At 63.0% G+C, this 19,019-nt stretch carries 16 protein-coding genes; 14 read left to right on the plus strand and 2 right to left on the minus strand.

The annotated features are described in order from the left end of the window. Positions 1 to 38 precede the first annotated feature (38 nt). Both ACYP2A_RS09485 and ACYP2A_RS09490 read left to right on the plus strand, forming a co-directional pair. Entirely contained in the window at positions 39 to 518 is a 480-nt protein-coding gene (locus ACYP2A_RS09485; RefSeq protein ID WP_459744662.1) for an Lrp/AsnC family transcriptional regulator, read from the plus strand. Positions 519 to 606: 88 nt separating this feature from the next. Beyond that, entirely contained in the window at positions 607 to 945 is a 339-nt protein-coding gene (locus ACYP2A_RS09490; RefSeq protein WP_459744664.1) for an FKBP-type peptidyl-prolyl cis-trans isomerase, read from the plus strand. Positions 946 to 951: 6 nt separating this feature from the next. Here ACYP2A_RS09490 and ACYP2A_RS09495 read toward each other — a convergent pair whose 3' ends face one another. Then, positions 952 to 1,437 carry a DUF3237 domain-containing protein gene (locus ACYP2A_RS09495; protein ID WP_459744666.1) on the minus strand — a complete coding sequence of 162 codons (486 nt, stop codon included), beginning with the start codon at positions 1,435 to 1,437 and terminating at the stop codon, positions 952 to 954. A 123-nt stretch (positions 1,438 to 1,560) separates the two neighbouring features. On the opposite strand from ACYP2A_RS09495, the gene ACYP2A_RS09500 reads away from it, so the two are divergent. From ACYP2A_RS09500 to ACYP2A_RS09550, 11 genes are all read left to right on the plus strand, one after another. Then, positions 1,561 to 3,204 carry a tannase/feruloyl esterase family alpha/beta hydrolase gene (locus ACYP2A_RS09500; protein WP_459744667.1) on the plus strand — a complete coding sequence of 548 codons (1,644 nt, stop codon included), beginning with the start codon at positions 1,561 to 1,563 and terminating at the stop codon, positions 3,202 to 3,204. Positions 3,205 to 3,244: 40 nt separating this feature from the next. Next, the gene (locus ACYP2A_RS09505; protein WP_459744668.1) at positions 3,245 to 3,802 is read left to right on the plus strand and encodes a nucleotidyltransferase family protein; all 558 of its coding nucleotides are present in this window, start codon (positions 3,245 to 3,247) and stop codon (positions 3,800 to 3,802) included. A gap of 204 nt (positions 3,803 to 4,006) precedes the next feature. Further along, positions 4,007 to 4,987 carry an ABC transporter substrate-binding protein gene (locus tag ACYP2A_RS09510; RefSeq protein ID WP_459744670.1) on the plus strand — a complete coding sequence of 327 codons (981 nt, stop codon included), beginning with the start codon at positions 4,007 to 4,009 and terminating at the stop codon, positions 4,985 to 4,987. Between the two features lie 84 nt (positions 4,988 to 5,071). After that, entirely contained in the window at positions 5,072 to 7,624 is a 2,553-nt protein-coding gene (locus ACYP2A_RS09515) for a TonB-dependent receptor plug domain-containing protein (protein WP_459744671.1), read from the plus strand. A gap of 89 nt (positions 7,625 to 7,713) precedes the next feature. Further along, positions 7,714 to 8,574, plus strand: coding sequence for a TauD/TfdA dioxygenase family protein (locus ACYP2A_RS09520; protein WP_459744672.1), 861 nt, complete (start codon positions 7,714 to 7,716; stop codon positions 8,572 to 8,574). Further along, positions 8,571 to 9,905, plus strand: a complete 1,335-nt coding sequence (locus ACYP2A_RS09525) for an LLM class flavin-dependent oxidoreductase (protein WP_459744673.1) — start codon at positions 8,571 to 8,573, stop codon at positions 9,903 to 9,905. Before ACYP2A_RS09520 ends, ACYP2A_RS09525 begins: the two co-directional genes overlap by 4 nt. A gap of 133 nt (positions 9,906 to 10,038) precedes the next feature. Beyond that, positions 10,039 to 11,133, plus strand: a complete 1,095-nt coding sequence (locus ACYP2A_RS09530; RefSeq protein ID WP_459744675.1) for an LLM class flavin-dependent oxidoreductase — start codon at positions 10,039 to 10,041, stop codon at positions 11,131 to 11,133. A gap of 13 nt (positions 11,134 to 11,146) precedes the next feature. After that, positions 11,147 to 12,484 carry an LLM class flavin-dependent oxidoreductase gene (locus ACYP2A_RS09535; RefSeq protein ID WP_459744676.1) on the plus strand — a complete coding sequence of 446 codons (1,338 nt, stop codon included), beginning with the start codon at positions 11,147 to 11,149 and terminating at the stop codon, positions 12,482 to 12,484. A gap of 107 nt (positions 12,485 to 12,591) precedes the next feature. Continuing rightward, positions 12,592 to 15,024: a TonB-dependent receptor plug domain-containing protein gene (locus tag ACYP2A_RS09540; RefSeq protein WP_459744677.1), complete on the plus strand. Its 2,433-nt coding sequence runs from the start codon at positions 12,592 to 12,594 to the stop codon at positions 15,022 to 15,024. A gap of 37 nt (positions 15,025 to 15,061) precedes the next feature. Further along, positions 15,062 to 15,886 (plus strand): NADPH-dependent oxidoreductase, encoded by an 825-nt coding sequence (locus ACYP2A_RS09545; protein WP_459744678.1) that lies wholly within the window; start codon positions 15,062 to 15,064, stop codon positions 15,884 to 15,886. Positions 15,887 to 15,918: 32 nt separating this feature from the next. Beyond that, the gene (locus ACYP2A_RS09550) at positions 15,919 to 16,428 is read left to right on the plus strand and encodes a flavin reductase family protein (protein ID WP_459744679.1); all 510 of its coding nucleotides are present in this window, start codon (positions 15,919 to 15,921) and stop codon (positions 16,426 to 16,428) included. A 123-nt stretch (positions 16,429 to 16,551) separates the two neighbouring features. Here ACYP2A_RS09550 and ptrR read toward each other — a convergent pair whose 3' ends face one another. Continuing rightward, the gene (ptrR, locus tag ACYP2A_RS09555; protein WP_459744680.1) at positions 16,552 to 17,412 is read right to left on the minus strand and encodes a putrescine utilization regulator PtrR; all 861 of its coding nucleotides are present in this window, start codon (positions 17,410 to 17,412) and stop codon (positions 16,552 to 16,554) included. Positions 17,413 to 17,520: 108 nt separating this feature from the next. Between ptrR and ACYP2A_RS09560 the strand changes: the two genes are divergently transcribed. After that, the gene (locus tag ACYP2A_RS09560; RefSeq protein WP_459744682.1) at positions 17,521 to 18,912 is read left to right on the plus strand and encodes an aldehyde dehydrogenase family protein; all 1,392 of its coding nucleotides are present in this window, start codon (positions 17,521 to 17,523) and stop codon (positions 18,910 to 18,912) included. The last annotated feature ends 107 nt before the right edge of the window (positions 18,913 to 19,019 follow it).

Consider the following 19,019-nt stretch of genomic DNA (forward strand, 5'->3'; position numbering starts at 1 on the left):
GCGAGAATCGAGAACGCTCATTCTCCGAATAAAAACAAATGAAGAAAGATCGCCTCGATACCTACAGCATCCGCATTCTCGATGCCCTGCAAGCCGACGCCCGCCTCTCGGTGCAAGACTTGTCCGAGCGCATCGGCCTGTCATCGACGCCGACCTGGAAGCGCCTCAAAAGCCTGGAACAGGACGGCTACATCAAACGCTACACCGCCATCGTCGACCGCCAGCAGGTCGGTCTGGGCAACTGCGTACTGGCCGAGGTCAACCTGTCCAAGCATGTCGAAAACGTGGTTGAAGCGTTCGAAGAGGCGGTGCGCAACTGCCCGGCAATCATCGAATGCAACAGCACCACCGGTCAGGCCGACTACATCATGAAAGTGCTGACCACCGACATCGCCCACTACGACGAGTTTTTGCACAAAGTGATCTTCAAATTGCCCGGCGTCAGCGAAATTCGCTCGGCCGTGGTTATTCGTGAGGTCAAGGCCAATACGCCGGTGCCACTGGGGCACCTTGCATAACGGCATTTGACCTGGCAGCAAGCAGACTTGCATCCACGCGCATTTCCTGCGAAAAAGCCCGCCCTTCATTCCCTACGCGAGCACGTCCATGACCGATACCCTGCACATCACCGACCTGCACGAAGGCGACGGCAAGGCCGTGGTCAAGGGCGCCTTGATCACCACCCATTACACCGGCTGGCTGGACGACGGCACGGTGTTCGATTCTTCGGCCGGGCGCGGCAAACCGTTCCAGTGCGTGATCGGCACCGGTCGCGTGATTAAAGGTTGGGACCAGGGCCTGATGGGCATGCGCGTCGGCGGCAAGCGCAAACTGCACGTGCCGGCGGCACTGGGTTATGGCGAGCGTCAGGTCGGCAGCATTCCACCGCATTCGGACCTGACGTTCGAGATCGAACTGCTGGAAGTGCTGACCCGCGACGACTGATTCCTGTCAGTAAACCCGCCAGGCCTTGATCGATACCGCATTGCGTTCAGGTTTCAGGCTGGTCAGGGTGCCGATGAACAGCGACTGATTCAGCCACTCATAGCGCCCTTGCGGCGCATCGATGGTGATCTGCGAGAAGGCGTAGCGGTTGGCGCCTTCGCCGCGTACCAGCACCTGATTGCGCACGCTGAGAATCACGCCGTCGTCGGTCTGCATCTCGTACACCGCATCGAGCTGACGCACGCCGTCGCTGCGGATCAGTTGCCGATCGGCGCCGCCGGCCAATACCTTGCCCGCCAACCCGGCACCGTGGAATTCCCCCCCGGTGATCGGCACCATGCGCCGCTCGCCCAGCGGACCCTGGCCGAGGCTGACCGAGGGTGCGATATCGACAATCGCTTCATAGACCAGCTCGGTGCGCGGCGGCGGGCTTTCGGCCGCTTGAGCGTGGGCAGCCAGCAGGGCGAAAGACAAGGCAATGGCATGACGCATGGGTAAGGTTCCTTGTTGTTGTGGGGATGTTTTGCAGAAAGCGCTTGACCGAACTTTTAGTTAACACTATTAACTTTATAGCTCGACTTCCCCACTCATCACAACAAGCAAAGGGAATGCTGAATGACACTGGTTACCCGTCTTATCTTCTCAAGCCTGCCCCTTCTCGGCCTGGCCACGGGCGCACAGGCCGCCACGGATGCCTGCACCGGGCTGCAAAGCCTCGACCCGCAAGTGCGTCTGCTCAACACCACCGTCGTCCCGGCCGGCGAAATTCCCAAGGCCAACCCCGGCCGCGCCGCACTGACCGGCCAGGCCTTGTCCAAGGCCGCGATGCCCGCGCATTGCCTGGTGACAGGGGTGATCAATCCGCGCAAAGGCGCCGATGGCCAGGACTACGCCATTGGCTTCGAGCTGCGTATGCCACAAGACTGGAATGGCCATTTTCTGTTTCAGGGCGGCGGCGGCATGGACGGCGTGGTCAATCAGGCACTGGGGGCGATTCCGTTTCGCGGCGCCACCGCCCTGCCCGCCCTCAACCGTGGCTATGCGGTGGTCGCCACCGATTCGGGGCATGCCGGCAAGGACAGCAGCGATGCCAGCTTTGGTCTCGACCAGCAAGCCCGGCTTGACTACGCCTACGCCGCGATTGGCCAGGTGACGCGCCAGGCCAAGCAATTGATCAACGCGCATTACGGGCGCGGCCCGCAGCACAGCGTGTTCATGGGCTGCTCCAACGGCGGGCGGGCGGCACTGATGGCGGCGCAGCGCTTCCCGACCGAGTTCGACGGCATCATCGCCGGCAACCCTGGCCTGCGCTTGTCGCGTGCGGCCGTGGCGCAGGCCTGGGACACCCGGGCGCTGGAGGCCGCCGCACCGCGCACGGCCAATGGTGAGCCGATTCTGGCCCAGGCCCTGACGCCCGACGAGCAAGCCCTGGTTGCACGCAAAGTGCTCGACCGCTGCGACGCCCTCGATGGCGCCAGGGACGGCAGCATCGACGCCATGAGCCAGTGCCGCTTCGACCCCAGCGAACTGCAATGCCCGGCCGGCAGCCAGGGCGAATGCCTGTCCAGCACCAAGGTCCAGGCCTTGCGCCGCGTGTTCGAAGGCGCGCATGACAGCCAGGGCCGCAGCCTGTACAGCGACTGGCCGTGGGACGCCGGGATTGCCAGCGATGGCTGGCGCGCCTGGAAACTGGGCACCTCGCCAACCGCCCAGGCCAACGCACGCAACGCCACGCTGACACCGAAATCGCTGGGGTATTACTTCATGACCCCGCCCAACCCTACGCTGACGCTGGCCGAGGTCGACTTCGACCAGGCCGCTGAGGCGGTGGCCGAAACCGGCGCGATCAACGATCCGACCGGCACCCAGTTGTCGAGCTTCATTGCCAACGGCGGCAAGCTGATCGTGATCCAGGGCAACAGCGACCCGGTGTTCTCGGCCAACGATTTACGCCGTTACTGGGACCGCCTGAGCCACGACAACGGCGACACGCAGCCACTGGGCGAATGGGCGCGCCTGTTCATCGTGCCGGGCATGACCCACTGCGGCGATGGCCCGGGGCTGGATAACTTCGACCCGTTGCAAGCCCTGCAAGACTGGCAAGACCGGCAGCAGGCACCGCAACAGTTGATCGCCACCGGCAGCGCGTTTCCCGAGCGCAGCCGCCCGTTATGCCCCTATCCGCAAGAAGCCCGCTATCGCGGCACAGGCGAGCTGAACAGCAGCGATTCGTTTGTGTGTGAGTTGCCGCCACGCTGAATCCGGTTCAAGGTGGCGGCTTTTGCATACGGACATGATCATGGCCTTGAACTCCCGACAACTGCTCGACATCGCCCGCACCGACCCGATCAACGTCGAGCTCATTCAGCGCCTGCCGGCGCTGGGGCTGAACCAGTGCGCCTTGGTCGCGGGTTGCCTGTTTCAAGCTGTCTGGAACCAGCAGGCGCAGCAGCCCCCGGGCTGGGGGATCAAGGATTACGACGTCTTTTACTTCGACACCGACCTGTCATGGGAGGCCGAAGACGCCGTGATCCAGGCCGCCAAATACCTGTTCAAGGACCTGAACGCCGAGATCGAAATCCGCAATCAGGCGCGCGTACACCTCTGGTACGGCGAGCACTTCGGCCGTCCTTACCCGCAGCTTCAATCGACCCGCGACGGCATCGACCGCTACCTGATCGCCGGCACCTGCATCGGGCTGGAGCTGGAATCCGGTGAGGTCTATGCCCCTTATGGCCTGAGCGATGTGGAGCAAGGCATTTTGCGCCTCAACCCGCTTAACCCCGAACAAGAACTGTTCGAGCGCAAAGCCCAAAGCTATCAGGCACGCTGGCCTTGGTTGCGGCTTGAAGCCTAGCCTTGCGCCCCCCTTTAAATACAACAAATTAATGTGCAACGATCATATAAATAACAATTTTTCATAATTAGCTTAGAGCTAAAAAGACTTTCACAGCCATTTCTTATAGAGATAAGGTCTGTTTCAGACCCGACCCCTTTCCTGGTGGAGGACGTTTTCCACGACGCGTCCAGGCCTTCGAGCCCAGACCCAGGAGAGTTCCACATGCTGCTACGTTCCCTGTTAGCCACCCTGATTGCCGGCACGCTGGCCTTCAGCGCACAGGCCGCTGATCTTGCCCCACTGAAAGTCGCCAACCAGAAATCTTCCTACAAGCTGCTGCTTGAAGCGGCCGGCGAGCTGAAAGATGTGCCTTACAAAATCGAGTTTTCCGAGTTCGCCGCCGCCGCGCCCTTGGGCGAAGCCCTGAATGCCGGGGCCGTGGATGTTGGCGGGCTGGGGGATGCACCGTATGTGTTTGCGCTGGGCGCCGGTGCGCCGCTCAAGGTGGTCAGCATCACCCACGCCGACGGACGTTTCTCGACCTCGATCCTGGTGCCCAAGGACTCGCCGCTGAAAACCGTGACCGACCTCAAGGGCAAGCGCATCGTCACTAACCGGGGCTCGATCGGTCACTATCTGGTGATCAAGGCGCTGCGTGATGTGGGCCTGAAAAGCAGCGACGTGACCTTCGTCAACCTGCTGCCCACCGACGCGCGCAGCGCGCTGGAAAGTGGCAACGCCGATGCCTGGTCGACCTGGGACCCGTACACCACCATCGCCATCACCCAGAACGGCGCACGCATCTTGCGCAAGGGCGACGACCTGCTGACCAACCACCTGTACACCGCCGCCACCAGTAAGGCGATCACTGAAAAACGCGTGCAGCTCGATGACTTCGTGCAGCGCCTGGACCGTGCCTGGGCGTGGGTCAACACGCACCCCAAAGAGTATGCGCAGGCTCAGGTCAGGGTCACTGGCCTGCCGGTCGAGGTGCATCTGGCCAGCGCCGAGGCGACCGACTTCCAGAAGGTGGCGATTACCGATGCGGTCATCGCCAACCTGCAAGTGACCGCCGACATCTACCGCGAAGAAGGCATTCTCAGCCGCCCGGTGAATGTCTCCCAGGGGTTTGACCCAAGCTTCAACAGTGTTCGTGGCCTGTCCACGCAGGTCGCGACCACACAGGTTCGCGTCACCCCTTGACTGCTCGGCATCAGGTGACAAGACCGGGCAAACGGCAATCCGCTTGACCCGGGAACTGTGGCGCCCCTCATAAGGAAATGCTCCATGAATGCATTCATTGGCATGCAGTCAGGCCCGCGCTCGCCTGCGGTTTGCGGCTTGCTGCTGTGCGGCCTGGCCAGCGCGGTGCACGCCGCACAATCGGACACGGTGTTGAGCACGGTGTCGGTGATCTCGACCGGCGCGCGCGGCAATACCCTGACCGTGGCCGAAAGCCCCTCGCCCATCGACATCATCAGCGGCGATCAGATTCGCAAGACCGGCAAGGCCAGCCTGCGTGAAGCGCTGGGCAGCATCGTGCCGTCGTTCAGCGCCCCGGCGCAGGCCGGCGGCGGTACCTCGTCGTCGGTGCGGCCGGTGTCGATTCGCGGCCTGTCCGGCGATCACCTGCTGGTGCTGGTCAACGGCAAGCGCCGGCACAACACCGCCGTCTATAACAACTTTGCACGCATCGCCAGCGGCAGCGTGCCGGTGGACCTGGACCTGATTCCGACCTCGGCCATCGAGCGCATCGAGCTGCTGCGCGACGGCGCCTCGGCGCAATACGGCTCCGACGCCATCGCAGGCGTGCTGAACATTATTCTCAAGCGTCAGGACAGTGGCGGCAGCGCCAGCGTCACCACCGGCCAGCAGGAAGACAAGCCCGGCGACCTCAACCAGACCACGCTCAATGGCGGTTTTGCCCTCGGCGAAAATGGCGGCTTTTTCAACACCTCGCTGGACATTCGCCTGCAAGGACCGTCGTACACCGCAGGCGATGCACAAGGCCCGTGGTACTACCCGGTGGTCAATGGCCAATCGGTACCGTTCGGCACCGCCGGGGCGCAGCCCGACCCGCGTGAAGGCTCGGTCGACCGCCTGCTGGAAAAAGGCTACGGGCGCTCCAACCGCGACGAGGCCTACAACTTCTCATACAACGCCGAGCTGCCGATCCACGACAACCTGACGCTCTACTCGTTTTCGACCTACAGCGACCGCAACATCGTCGATACACGCGGCAGCTACCGCGCCACCAGCGTGTCGTCGATTCCGCAAATCTACCCCGATGGCTTTCATGCCCAGCGGTTGATCGACGAGCAGGACTTTCAGGTGGCCTTCGGCGGCAAGGGCGAGGTCGCCGGCTGGGACGCCGACCTGAGCACCACCTACGGCAAGGACGATGTACGCCTGGGCGCGCAGAACACCCTCAACTCCTCGATTGGCCCGACCAGCAAGACCTCGTTCTACCTGGGCGCGCTGGAGTTCGAGCAGTGGACCAGCAACCTCGATTTCACCCGCGCCTTCGATGTCGGCCTGGCCAAGCCATTGCAGTTCTCGACCGGCATCGAACACCGCTGGGAAAAGTACGTGCAGACCGCTGGCGAACCGGACTCGTATCGTGACGGCGGTTATGTCTACCCTGCCGGCCACCCACGCGCCGGGCAACGGCCGACCGCCGGCTTGCAGTCGTTCACCGGCACCTCGGTGGCCGATGCCGGAGCGCTGGATCGCGACAGCTATGCGTTCTATTTCGACGCGGGTGCCAATCTGACCGAGCGCCTGTACACCAGCGCGGCGTTTCGCTTCGAGCACTACGACGACAGTTCGGGCAACACCGCCAGCGGCAAGCTCTCGACCCGTTATGAACTGGCGCCGGGGCTGGCCTTGCGCGGTACGTTCAACACCGGTTTCCGCGCGCCGTCGCTGGCCCAGCAGACCTTCTCGGTGACCCAGAACACCGCAGTACGCCTGGCCGACGGCACCACAGAGTCCTTGCTGGCGCGCTATCTGCCGCCCAGCAGCGTGGCCGCCCAGGCCTTGGGCGCGCAGGACCTGGAGCCGGAGAAATCCACCAACTTCAGCGTCGGTTTGTCGTGGGAGCCGACCAGGGACGCACGCATCACCCTGGACGCCTACCGCATCGAGATCAAGGACCGCATCGTCAAGAGCGAGATCATCCGCGACACCGGCACCTCGACCCGGGTGCGCGACACCCTCGCCTCGCTCGGCATCAACGATTTGTACTCGGCGCAGTACAACATGAACGGCGTCGACACCCGCACCGACGGTATCGATCTGGTCAGTGAACTGAACAAGGACTACGGGCGTTTTGGCCAGGTGCGCTGGTCGGCGCTGTACAGCTACAACCGCACCACGATTCAGGACATCCAGCGCAACGGCACGGTCAACAGCCTGCTGGGCAACGACTATGTGATCTTCGGCCACCAGGCGCAGACCGACCTCACCAAGGGCACCCCGCGCGACAAGCTGGTGCTGGGCGGCAACTGGCGGCTGGGCGACTTCATCACCGACCTGCGCGCTACCCGCTACGGCAAGTACACCGAAGCCGGCACCACAGCTGCGGCCGACCAGCAGTTCGGCGCCAAGTGGATTACGGATCTGGACGTGACCTACCTGCTGACCGACAACCTGTCGCTGTCGGTGGGCTCCAACAACCTGTTCGGCATCCGCCCCGACAAACAGAACCCGACCCCGTCGCTGACCGGGCTGGGCAGCGCCAACCCCAGCGAAATCAACAACCCCGACGCCTACGGCAACTTCAGCCCGTACGGTTTGAACGGCGCGTTCTATTACGCCCGGGTTTCGTATGACTGGTGACAACTTTGGCTGATGCCGTTCGCGGCTAAAGCCGCTCCTACGGAGATCAGCGTCTCGCCGCTCCAGCACAACAACAGGAAAACCACACCATGCCCGCAGAAAACGTTGTCTCGATCACCCAATCCCTCAGCGTCAAAGTGCTGGAACCCACCGTTGGTGCAGAAATCAGCGGCGTCGACCTGAGCCGTCCGCTGAGCACTCAGCAGCGCGATGAGATTCATGCGCTGATCCTCAAGCACAAGGTGGTGTTCTTCCGCGACCAGCACATCACCAGCGAACAGCAGATCGCCTTCGCCGCGCAGTTCGGTGAATTGTACGAGCACCCCACCACCCAGAAGCAGGACAGCAACAAGCCGCAGGCGCACCTGATTCTGGCCAGGGAAGCCCGCGAAGCCTACGGCAATGCGCCCAAGGGCCGTTGGCACACCGACACCAGCTGGCTGCTGAAACCGACCTGGGGTGCAGTGTTGCGCGCCATTTCGTTGCCGGAGCTGGGCGGCGACACGGTGTGGGCCGACAGCGGCCTGGTGTATCGCGGCCTGTCCGATGAGCTCAAGGCGCGCATCGATAATCTGTTCGTCACCCATAACTTCAAGCCATCGCTGGACAAGGTCGGCTACCACTACCCGATCCTCGCCCACCCGCTGGTGCGCACCCATCCCGAAACCGGCGAAGACGCACTGTTCATCAACTTTTCGATGTCGCCGCAGTTCATCGGCTGGTCGGTCGAAGACAGCCGCGCGCTGGTCGCCGAACTGCTCAAGGAGTTCAGCAACCCCGAGTACCACGTGCGCTTCAAGTGGACGCCGGGCACCGTGGCGTTCTGGGACAACCGCGCCCTGCTGCACTACCCGGTCTACAACTACGGCGATTTCGAGCGCGCCATGGAACGGGTGCTGATCGCCGACGACGACATTCCGCACCGCGTGCGCAAAGGCGTAGCCGAATGAGCAAGCAATTGCACCTGGCGCTGTTCGCCAGCCATGCCGGCACGCACCTGGCCGGCTGGCGCTTGCCGCAGGCTCAGACGGTCAACCCGCTGGACATTCGTGGCTACCAGAAGCTCGCCGAAAAGGCCGAGGCGGCCAGGCTCGACCTGCTGTTCGTGGCCGACAAACTGGCGCTGGACGACATTCACGGTGGCTCTTTCGACGCCGCCGTGACCTGGCGTCCCAACGGCTCACCGGAACCGTTGGCGCTGCTCTCGGCGCTCAGCGTGCTGACCACGCGCATCGGCCTCGGTGCGACCATTTCGACCACTTATCACCAGCCGTACCACGTGGCCCGCCAGTTCGCGACCATCGACCACTTCAGCGGCGGCCGTACGGCATGGAACGCGGTGACCTCGGTCAACGACGGCGAGGCACGCAATTTCGGCCTGGACCAGCACCTGGGGCATGCCGAGCGCTATGCCCGCGCCGCCGAGTTTCTCGATGTGGTGCGCGGCCTGTGGGACAGCTGGGAAGACGACGCGATTGTCGCCGACAAGGCCAGCGGGCGTTACACCGATGCCAGCAAACTGCACTACCTCGACCACCACGGCGAAGCCTTCAAGGTGCGCGGCCCGCTGAGCCTGCCGCGCCCGCCGCAGGGCCATCCGGTGCTGATCCAGGCCGGTGTCTCGCCGGCCTTTCAGTCGCTGGCGGCGAAAAATGCCGAGGTGATCTTTCCAGTGCAGTCGACCCTGGAAAAAGGCCAGGCCTTCTATCGCACCTTCAAGCAGCAAGTGGTGGATGCCGGCCGCAGCCCCGATGACGTCAAGGTGCTGCCGGGCCTGTACCCGATCGTGGCCGACACCGACGAACAAGCGCAGGCGCTGGCCGAGCAACTGGACGAGCTGATTCTGCCGCTCACCGGGCTGGCGTTCATGTCGGCGAGCATGAACTACGACCTGTCGCAACACGATCCCAAAGCCCCGGTACCGGACATCCGCGAGCACATTCGCGGCAGCAAGGGCCGTTTCGATGGGGTGATCGGCAACGCCATCGAAGCCGGCTGGAGCCTGGAGCAACTGGGCCGCTGGTACGCCTCAAGCCTGGCCTTCGCGAAAATGATCGGCTCGCCGACCACCATCGCCGACCAGATGCAGGCCTGGCTGGAACAAGGCGCGGCCGACGGCTTCGTGGTCATGGCGCCGTACATGCCTGGCGGCGCGGAGCGGTTTCTCGAACAGGTGGTGCCGGAACTGCAACGCCGCGGGCTGTTTCGCACCGAGTACCAAGGCACCACGTTGCGCGAGCACCTGGGCCTGCGCAAGCCAAAAAATAACCTTTTAAAATAATATAACCATATTTTTATACGTTATTTGCATGTAAAAACCACCCACCCTAGTATCGACTCATGCTTTGCCGTGCGCCCAGACGCCGCCCCCATGAGGATGGCGCCCCCATGAATCAACAGGAGTTTCCCTCGCAATGAGTCTCGAATTCATCGGCCTGATCGGCCCTCAGGAAGGCAGCGAATCACAGGCACCTCGTGGCCCGGTGGTCGACGTGGCGTTCGTCAAGGCACTCGCGCAAGCCCAGGAATACGGCGGTTTCGACAAGGCCCTGCTGGCGGTCAGCACCAGCTCCGCCGACTCGATGATTCTGGCCAGCTATGCCGCCGCCTTCACCGAAAAGCTCGGCCTGCTGGTCGCCCACCGTCCGGGCTTTCAGGCACCGACCTTTGCCGCACGGCAGTTTGCGACCCTTGATCACCTGAGCAACGGCCGCGCTTCGATCAACGTGATTACCGGTGGCGACAGCGGCGACCTGCAACGCGATGGCGATTTCATCGACAAGGACGCCCGCTACGCACGCACCGACGAGTACCTGGATATTTTCCGCAAGACCTGGACCAGCACCGAGCCGTTCAATCACCACGGCGAGCATTACCGCGTCGAAGACAACCTGACGCAGGTAAAGCCGGTACAAAAGCCGCACGTGCCTATCTACTTCTCCGGCGCTTCGGAGGCTGCGGTCGAAGTCGCCGCCAAACACGCCGATGTGTACATGATGTGGGGCGAGCCGCTGGAGCAAGTGCGCGAGCGCATCGCCAAAGTGCGCAAGGCCGCTGCCAGATACGGCCGTGAAAAGCACATTCGTTTCAGCCTGTCGTTGCGGCCGATTCTGGGCGGCACCGAGGCCGAAGCCTGGGCCCGCGCCGAGCGCATTCTGGAAGACGCCCGCCACCTGATCAGCCTGCGTCAGGGCAAGCGCCGCGACAAGGTCGGCATCAACAACGCAGGCTCCGCACGGTTGGTGGAACTGGCCAGCCAGCGCAAGGTGCACGACAAGCGCCTGTGGACTGAAATCGCCGCACTGACCGGCGCCGCCGGTAACTCGACCTCGCTGGTGGGTACCGCCGATCAGGTCGCCGAATCGGCGCTGGATTACTACAACGCCGGTATCAGCACCTTCCTGTTCCGCGGCTTCGAGCAACTGCGCGACGCCACCGAATACGGCCAGGATTTGCTGCCACGCATTCGCGCATTGGTCGCCCGGCCGCTCCTACGTACACAGCCCTAAAGGATTGCCCCTCATGACTCAACGTAAACTGCACCTCGGCGCCATTCTTACCGGTGTCGGCACCAGCCAGCATGAATGGCTGAACCCTGAAATCCCCGGCGATGCCAGTATCGATATCGACTGGTACAAACAACAGGCGCGCGCAGCGGAAGCGGCGAAGTTCGACTTTGTGTTCATCGTCGACAGCCCGTATATCACGCCCGATTCGGCGCCGCACTTTCTCAACCGTCTGGAGCCATTGACCCTGCTCTCGGCATTGGCCGGGGCCACCGACAAAATCGGCCTGGTCGCCACGCTGACCACCTCGTACACCGAACCTTTCAACGTGGCCCGCCAGTTCGGCTCGCTGGACCAGATCAGCCGCGGTCGTGCGGGCTGGAATGTGGTCACCACCGGCCTTGAAGGCGCCGCCGGTAACTTCGGTCTTGAGCAACACATCGATCACGGCGAGCGCTATCGCCGCGCGCATGAGCACGTTGCGGTGGTGCAAGGGCTGTGGGATTCCTATGAAGACGACGCCTTCCCGCGTGACCGCGCCAACAAACGCTTTCTCGACACCAGCAAGCAACACCGCCTTGATCACCAAGGCGAGTTCTTCTCGGTCACCGGGCCGTTGAACATCTCGCGCTCGCCACAAGGCCAGCCGGTGATCTTCCAGGCCGGCGTCTCCGAATCCGGTCGCGGTCTGGCCGCGTCGATTGCCGAGGGTATCTTTGCCGGTGTCGACAACTTCGACGATGCCCGCGAGTACTACGCCGACATCAAGCGCCGTGCGGCCGAGGCCGGGCGTAATCCTGAGCAGGTAAAGCTGTTCCCCGGCATTGACCCGATCATTGCCGACACCGACGAAGAAGCCCAGGCCATTCAGTTGCAGCGCAAGGGCACGCTGGACTTGAACAAGGCACTGGTGCAACTGGGCCGGCCGTTCAACTACCACGATTTCAGCCAGTACGACCTCGATGCACCGTTCCCGGAGCTGGGCGATCTGGGCAGCAACGGTTATCGCGGCCACGCCGAGCGCATCAAGAAGGTCGCCCGCGAGCAACAACTGAGCGTGCGCCAGGCTGCACTGCGTTTTGGCCAGCCGTATTCGAGCTTTGTCGGCTCGCCACTGACCGTGGCCAACGAAATCGAACGCTGGTTCAACGAAGGCGCGGTGGACGGCTTCAATATCCATGTCGGCACGCCCAGCGACTTTGCCCGCTTCACCGAGCAAGTGCTGCCGATCCTGCGCGAGCGCGGCCTGTTCCGCGAGGACTATGAGCACACGACCCTGCGCGGGCATCTGGGGCTGGACGTGCCGGTGAATCGGCACGTAACCCGCCAGGTCGAAGAAGCTGTACCGGCGTGATGCAACCCGAGCGGTGCTGAATATTTCGTTGAGTTGCCGCTCTTCCCACCTTTTTTGCACTGACGCTGCGCCACGGCGATGTGCCCAGCCTGCTGTCAGGAAGATTCATGAACAACCCGCTTTTTCGTTTTTCTCTGCTCACCCTGGCGCTGGCCAGCGCTTACGCCAGTGCCGATGATGCAGTGCTGGGTACGGTGGTCAGCCTCGGCAACCGCGGTGACCAGCGTAGCGTTGCCGATAGCCCGGCGCCGGTGGATGTCATCGACAGCGCGCAACTGGAGCGCATTGGCGGTGCCAACAGCAACCTGCGCGATGCGTTGACCCAGATCCTGCCTTCGTTTCAGGTCAATACCTCCAACAATCAGTCCGGCAGCAGCGTGCAGCGCCCGGCGCAGTTGCGCGGCTTGAGCCTGGCCCACGTGCTGGTGCTGGTCAACGGCAAGCGCCGGCACAACACCGCGACGGCCAACAACAACCCGGCCAGTCAGGCCTCGGGAGCCAACCCGGTGGATCTGGACCTGATCCCGGTCAGCGCCATCGACCATATCGAGGTGCTGCGCGACGGCGCAGCAGCCCAGTACGGCTCCGACGCGATTGCCGGGGTGATCAACATCATCCTCAAGCAGGCCGACAACGGCGGCAAAGCGATCACTACCCTTGGCCAGCGCTACCGCTGGAAGGGCGACAACGACGGCGACACCTATACCCAAAGCCTCAACAAAGGCCTGGCATTGCCCAACGACGGCTTTCTTAACCTGTCGCTGGACGCCAAGAAGCAGAACTGGTCGCTGCGTAACGGCGAGGCCACTGGCAGCTTTTATTTTCCGGGCGACGCCCGCGAAACCACCGTCGATAAACGTGTGAACCGGGGTGGCCTGCCGAAGATCGAGGCGCTCAATCTGGCCTACAACGCCGAGTTGCCGCTGAGTGAAGACGTGACGCTGTACTCGTTCAGCACCTACGGCCACCGCGAGGCCGAAGTCGGGCAAAGCTTCCGCCTGCCCAACTCCACCAGCTACATCGCGGAAATCTACAACGGCGGCATCATGCAACCGAGCATGACCCTGAAGGAAAACGACTATCAGGTGGCGACGGGGCTGCGCGGCGAAAACTGGCATGACTGGCACTGGGACGTGAGCACTACTTACGGCCATGACCGCACCGACTTTCGTCAGGTCGACACCGTCAACCCATCGCTGGGACCAACCAGCCCGACGGCGTTCAATACCTATTCGGCCGAGTTCGGCCAGTGGACCAACAACCTCGACCTGACCCGCGCCTTCGACCTTGGTCCAGGCAACCCGCTACAGGTGTCGGGGGGCCTGGAACACCGTCACGAGCGTTACCAGACCATCGCCCACGACCCGCTGGCGTATGCCGACGGCGGCTATCGCTACACTTCCGGCCCTCTGGTCGGGCAACTGGGCGCGATCGGGGCACAAGGCGCGGTGACTATTTTGCCGGAAGACGCCGCCGATCTTGAGCGCAACAGTTATGCCGGCTACCTGGACTTTGGCCTGGACCTCACCGACCGCTGGTTCGTCGGGGTGGCAGGCCGCGCCGAAAAGTATGACGACAGCGCGGGCGAGACCACCAACGGCAAGCTCTCGACCCGCTATTCGCTGACCGACAGCCTTAACCTGCGCGCCACCGTGAGCAACGGTTTCCGGGCGCCGTCGCTGGCCCAGAGCGGTTTTGCCAGTTCGTCCAAAGGCTACAACGCCAGTATCGGTCCCGGCCTGACCACCACGCGGCTGGTGCGCCCGGACTCGGCCCTCGGCGCGGCCTTGGGGGCCGAAGCGCTGACCCCGGAAAAATCCACCAACTACAGCCTGGGCCTGAATTTCACCCCGGACGAACGCACCAGCGTGTCGATCGACGCTTACCGCATCGAGCTCAAGGACCGCATTGCCCAGACCGGCTACCTGTCCGGTACCGGCGTCGGCCAGATCCTCCAGGCCAACGGTTTCTCGGCCAGCCAGTCGGTGTCGTACTACGCCAATGCCATCGACACCAAAACCACCGGTGTCGACATCATCGGCAATTACCTGCAAGACCTCGGGGCCTGGGGCAGCGTGCGCTGGAACGCCGCCGCCAACTGGGACGAGACCGAGATCACTAACATCAAGGACACCCCGGCACAGTTGAACACCCTCAACCTGACCTTGTTCAACCGTGTCGCCCAAGGCTATATCACCGACTACAACCCCAGGACCAAGCTGATCCTGGGCGGCAACTGGAAAGTCGACGCCTGGGACATCAACCTGCGCCTGACCCGCTATGGCAGTCATGACCTGATCACCAGTGCGACCAACCCGGCGACCGATCAGCACTACAGCGCCAAATGGCTGACCGACCTGGACATCGCCTATGCGATCACCCCACGGGTCACCCTGGCACTGGGTGCCAATAACCTGTTCAACGTCTACCCGGACAAGAGCACGGTCGTCGACTCGAGCGGTGCCCAGCTGTACGCCTCCAACAGCCCGTTCGGGCAGTACGGCGGTTATTACTACACGCGTCTTGAAGTCGGCTTCTAAGATCGTCACCTGATATCACTCTGCAATGGAGCAGCCCATGCCTGTAACGACACACACCCTCTGGCAACAACGCTATCGCGACCCTGACGTTACCGCGCAGGCTGTCGACAACCCGATCATCGACCACCTGCTCGGCCACCGCAGCGTGCGCCAGTACCTGAGCACACCGCTGCCCGAAGGCACACTGGAAACCTTGCTGGCTGCGGCGCAATCGGCGTCCACCTCGTCCAACCTGCAAGCCTGGAGCCTGCTGGCCATCGAAGACCCGGCGCACAAGGCGCATCTCGCGACGCTGTCCAACGACCAGGAACACATTCGCCAGGCGCCGCTGTTTCTGGTCTGGCTGGCGGACTTCTCGCGCGCCCAGCGCATCGCCGATCAACAAGGTATTGAACTGGAAGTGCCGGCGTTGCTCGACAGCCTGCTGGTCAGCAGCCTTGATGCCGCACTGGCAGCGCAGAATGCGGTGGTCGCCGCTGAAGCGCTGGGCCTGGGCACGGTGTACATCGGCGCGCTGCGCAATAACCTGCAAGCGGTGATCGATGTGCTGCAACTGCCGCCGCTGGTGTTTCCGGTGTTTGGCCTGTGCGTGGGCTACGCCGACCCCGAGCGCCCGGCGGCAATCAAGCCGCGCCTGCCGCAAAGCGTGGTGCTGCACCGCGAGCATTATCAGGTGGCCGCCGAGGAGCCGGCACGAATTGCTGCCTATGAGGCGGTGGCCGGTGCGTTTAGCCGCGAACAGGGGCAGAACACGCCACCGTGGAGCGAGCAGGTGCTCAATCGTCTGAAAAGTATCGATGCACTGCATGGCCGCGAGCGCATCGCCGAGACGCTGCGCGCCCAGCGCCTGGCCCTTCGCTAGGCCACTTCTAAAAACTACTGCGTGAGTCTTTCATGACTGTTCTTGTTGTCGAACACCCCTTAGCGCCGGTGCTGGACGCGGCAGCGTTCAAGCTGGCCATGCGCAATACGGCGGCCTCGGTGAATATCATCACCTGTGGCGGCGCCGAGGGTGACTTCGGGCTGACCGCCACCGCGTTCAGCTCGGTAACCGCCGACCCGCCCACCGTGCTGATCGCGGTGAACAGTGGTGCGAGCATTTATCGCCATCTGCTTGAGCACAGGCGCTTTTGCGTCAATGTGCTGCAAGCCGAAGCCGTGCAGCTGTCCAACGATTTTTCCGGCGGCCTGCCGCCCGAGGAGCGCTTTGTCCGGCATGCCTGGCAACGCCTGCCCAGCGGCAACCCGGCACTGGACGCCAGCAGCGCAGGGTTCGACTGCACGGTGACCGAACTGTCGCACGTCGGCTCGCACCTGGTGGTGATCGGCCGGGTGGAGCATTGCTGGTACTCGGACCGCGAGCCGTTGCTGTATTCAAACGGGCGGTATGGGCGGTTTGTTTGAGACATGTAGTGGCTTGTAGTCAGTCTTCGCCAGCAGAGCTGCCTCCTACAAGGCCAGCGCCGATCTGTAGGAGGGAGCTCTGCTCGCGAAGAGGCCGGCATGGGCAAAGACAATTGCTGCCTCCTATACGCGCTGTTCCAGCCTCTCGATAAAGCTGGCCAGGCTGCGTGAAACCGTGCCCTTGCGCCACACCAGCCAGGTCTGCAAATAACGAAACTGCTCGGACAGCGGCCAGACACTGACGGTGCTGCAACCGGGCATGCTTTCGAGCATGCTGCGCGGCATCAGGGCCAGACCCGCGCCGGCGCTGACGCAGGCGAGCATGCCGTGGTAGGACTCCATTTCGGAAATCTTGCCCGGCACGGCGGCGTTGTGGCTGAACCAGCTTTCAAAGTGGTGACGGTACGAGCAATTGGCGCGAAAGGCGTAGATGTGCTCGCCGTTGACGTCGCTGCCGGTGTCGATCGGTGCGTGGTTGAGCGGCGCGATCACGACCATTTCTTCCTCGAACACCGCCACCCCTTCCAGCGCCGGGTGCAGCACCGGACCATCGACGAACGCCGCCGCCAGGTGCCCGGCCAGCACGCCGTCGATCATGGTGCCCGACGAGCCGGTCGAGAGTGCCAGCTCGACCTTGGGATACGCCTGGTTATAGCCGGCCAGCAAGGCTGGAATACGCACCGCTGCGGTGCTTTCGAGCGAACCGAGCGCCAGCGGGCCACGCGGTTCATCGCCGGCCACGGCCATGCGCGCCTCGTCGACCAGATCGAGGATACGCCGGGTGTAATCGAGAAAATTCCAGCCTGCCGGTGACAGGCGCAGGCGGTGTTTTTCGCGAATGAACAGCTCGACGCCCAAATCCTCCTCAAGCTGCTTGATGCGCGTGGTGAGGTTGGAGGGCACCCGATGAATGTGTTGGGCGGCAGCGCTGATGCTGCCGTGTTCGGCAACGGCCTTAAAGATTTCCAGTTGGACCAGATCCACATCATTCTCCAAACGTGAACGAGTTAGTCATTATTATTCAGTTTTCAAGACTCTAGCATGGCCCTAACCTGATCGCACTTTCACTCATGACACGATGCAGAGGCGGCCATGACCAGCGTTTCCAGCCAGACCCACGCTCTATCGATCAACCCGGCCAACGGCGAGCAGATCGGTGTTTATCCCTATGAAACCGACGCAGCACTGGACGCTGCGCTGTCGCGGGCGGCGGCAGGTTTTGCCGTATGGAAACGCAAACCGCTGGCGCAACGGGTCGAGCTGATCCAGGCGCTGGCCAGGGTGCTGCGCAACAAGGCCGACGAGATGGCGCGCATGGCGACCCTGGAAATGGGCAAGCCTGCGACCCAGGCGCGTGGCGAGATCGAGAAGTGCGCGCAATTGTGCGAGTGGTACGCCGAATTCGGCCCGGCCATGCTCGCCCCGGAACCGACGCTGGTGCCCGGCGGCAAGGCGCGGATCGAATACCGCCCGCTGGGTCCGGTGCTGGCGGTGATGCCGTGGAACTTCCCGTTCTGGCAGGTACTGCGCGGCGCGGTGCCGACCTTGCTGGCCGGCAATACCTATGTGCTCAAGCATGCGCCGAACATCATGGGCTGCGCCTATCTGCTGCGTGACGCCTTGCAGGAAGCCGGCTTCGCTGACGGTGTATTCGAGGTGATCAACGTCACCCCGGACGGCGTGTCCAAGGCCATTGCCGACCCGCGCATCGCCGCCGTGACCCTGACCGGCAGCGTGCGCGCCGGTATCGCCATCGGCTCGCAGGCCGGTGCCGCACTGAAAAAATGCGTTCTGGAACTGGGCGGCTCCGACCCGTTCATCGTGCTCAACGATGCCGACCTGGACGCTGCGGTAAAGGCGGCGGTAATCGGCCGTTACCAGAACACCGGGCAGGTGTGCGCGGCGGCCAAGCGCTTGATCATCGAGCAAGGTGTGGTCGCGGAATTTACCCGGCGCTTTGTCGAAGCCACGCAGCAACTGGTGGTTGGCGACCCGCTGAGCGACGCCACCTATATCGGCCCGATGGCGCGCTTCGATCTGCGTGACGAGCTGGACCAGCAAGTGCAGGCCACACTCAGCGAAGGCGCGACCCTGCTGCTGGGCGGCGCCAAGGCTGAAGGCAATGGCAACTTCTACACCCCGACGGTGCTGGGCGATGTCACCGACACGATGACCTCGTTCCGCCAGGAACTGTTCGGCCCGGTGGCGTCGATCATCACTGCCCGCGATGCCCAGCACGCGCTGGAGCTGGCCAACGACAGCGAGTTCGGTTTGACTGCGACGATCTACACTGCGGATGTAACACGTGCCGAGCAATTGACCGAGCAACTGGAAACCGGCGGCGTATTCATCAACGGCTACAGCGCCTCCGACCCACGGGTGACCTTTGGCGGGGTGAAGAAAAGCGGTTTCGGCCGTGAACTGTCGCACTTTGGCGTGCGCGAGTTCTGCAACGCCCAGACCGTGTGGCTGGATCGCAACTGATCAGCGACCTGGGTCGCTGATTCGTAGGACCGTAGGACCGACCGGGCGGCGATCCGCGTAGGACCGACTTTAGTCGGGAACAGTGGCGCTGCGGTTCCCGACTAAAG

Source organism: Pseudomonas sp. 3A(2025), from assembly GCF_054589175.1.

What these genes read in the sequence shown, in the direction of transcription:
- ACYP2A_RS09560 (WP_459744682.1), top strand. Translation starts at nt 17,521, where the DNA reads ATGACCAGCGTTTCCAGCCAGACCCACGCTCTATCGATCAACCCGGCC.
- ACYP2A_RS09515 (WP_459744671.1), top strand. Translation starts at nt 5,072, where the DNA reads ATGAATGCATTCATTGGCATGCAGTCAGGCCCGCGCTCGCCTGCGGTT.
- ACYP2A_RS09510 (WP_459744670.1), top strand. Translation starts at nt 4,007, where the DNA reads ATGCTGCTACGTTCCCTGTTAGCCACCCTGATTGCCGGCACGCTGGCC.
- ACYP2A_RS09525 (WP_459744673.1), top strand. Translation starts at nt 8,571, where the DNA reads ATGAGCAAGCAATTGCACCTGGCGCTGTTCGCCAGCCATGCCGGCACG.
- ACYP2A_RS09485 (WP_459744662.1), top strand. Translation starts at nt 39, where the DNA reads ATGAAGAAAGATCGCCTCGATACCTACAGCATCCGCATTCTCGATGCC.
- ACYP2A_RS09540 (WP_459744677.1), top strand. Translation starts at nt 12,592, where the DNA reads ATGAACAACCCGCTTTTTCGTTTTTCTCTGCTCACCCTGGCGCTGGCC.
- ACYP2A_RS09535 (WP_459744676.1), top strand. Translation starts at nt 11,147, where the DNA reads ATGACTCAACGTAAACTGCACCTCGGCGCCATTCTTACCGGTGTCGGC.
- ACYP2A_RS09530 (WP_459744675.1), top strand. Translation starts at nt 10,039, where the DNA reads ATGAGTCTCGAATTCATCGGCCTGATCGGCCCTCAGGAAGGCAGCGAA.
- ACYP2A_RS09500 (WP_459744667.1), top strand. Translation starts at nt 1,561, where the DNA reads ATGACACTGGTTACCCGTCTTATCTTCTCAAGCCTGCCCCTTCTCGGC.
- ACYP2A_RS09495 (WP_459744666.1), bottom strand. Translation starts at nt 1,437, where the DNA reads ATGCGTCATGCCATTGCCTTGTCTTTCGCCCTGCTGGCTGCCCACGCT.
- ACYP2A_RS09545 (WP_459744678.1), top strand. Translation starts at nt 15,062, where the DNA reads ATGCCTGTAACGACACACACCCTCTGGCAACAACGCTATCGCGACCCT.
- ACYP2A_RS09550 (WP_459744679.1), top strand. Translation starts at nt 15,919, where the DNA reads ATGACTGTTCTTGTTGTCGAACACCCCTTAGCGCCGGTGCTGGACGCG.
- ACYP2A_RS09520 (WP_459744672.1), top strand. Translation starts at nt 7,714, where the DNA reads ATGCCCGCAGAAAACGTTGTCTCGATCACCCAATCCCTCAGCGTCAAA.
- ACYP2A_RS09505 (WP_459744668.1), top strand. Translation starts at nt 3,245, where the DNA reads ATGGCCTTGAACTCCCGACAACTGCTCGACATCGCCCGCACCGACCCG.
- ACYP2A_RS09490 (WP_459744664.1), top strand. Translation starts at nt 607, where the DNA reads ATGACCGATACCCTGCACATCACCGACCTGCACGAAGGCGACGGCAAG.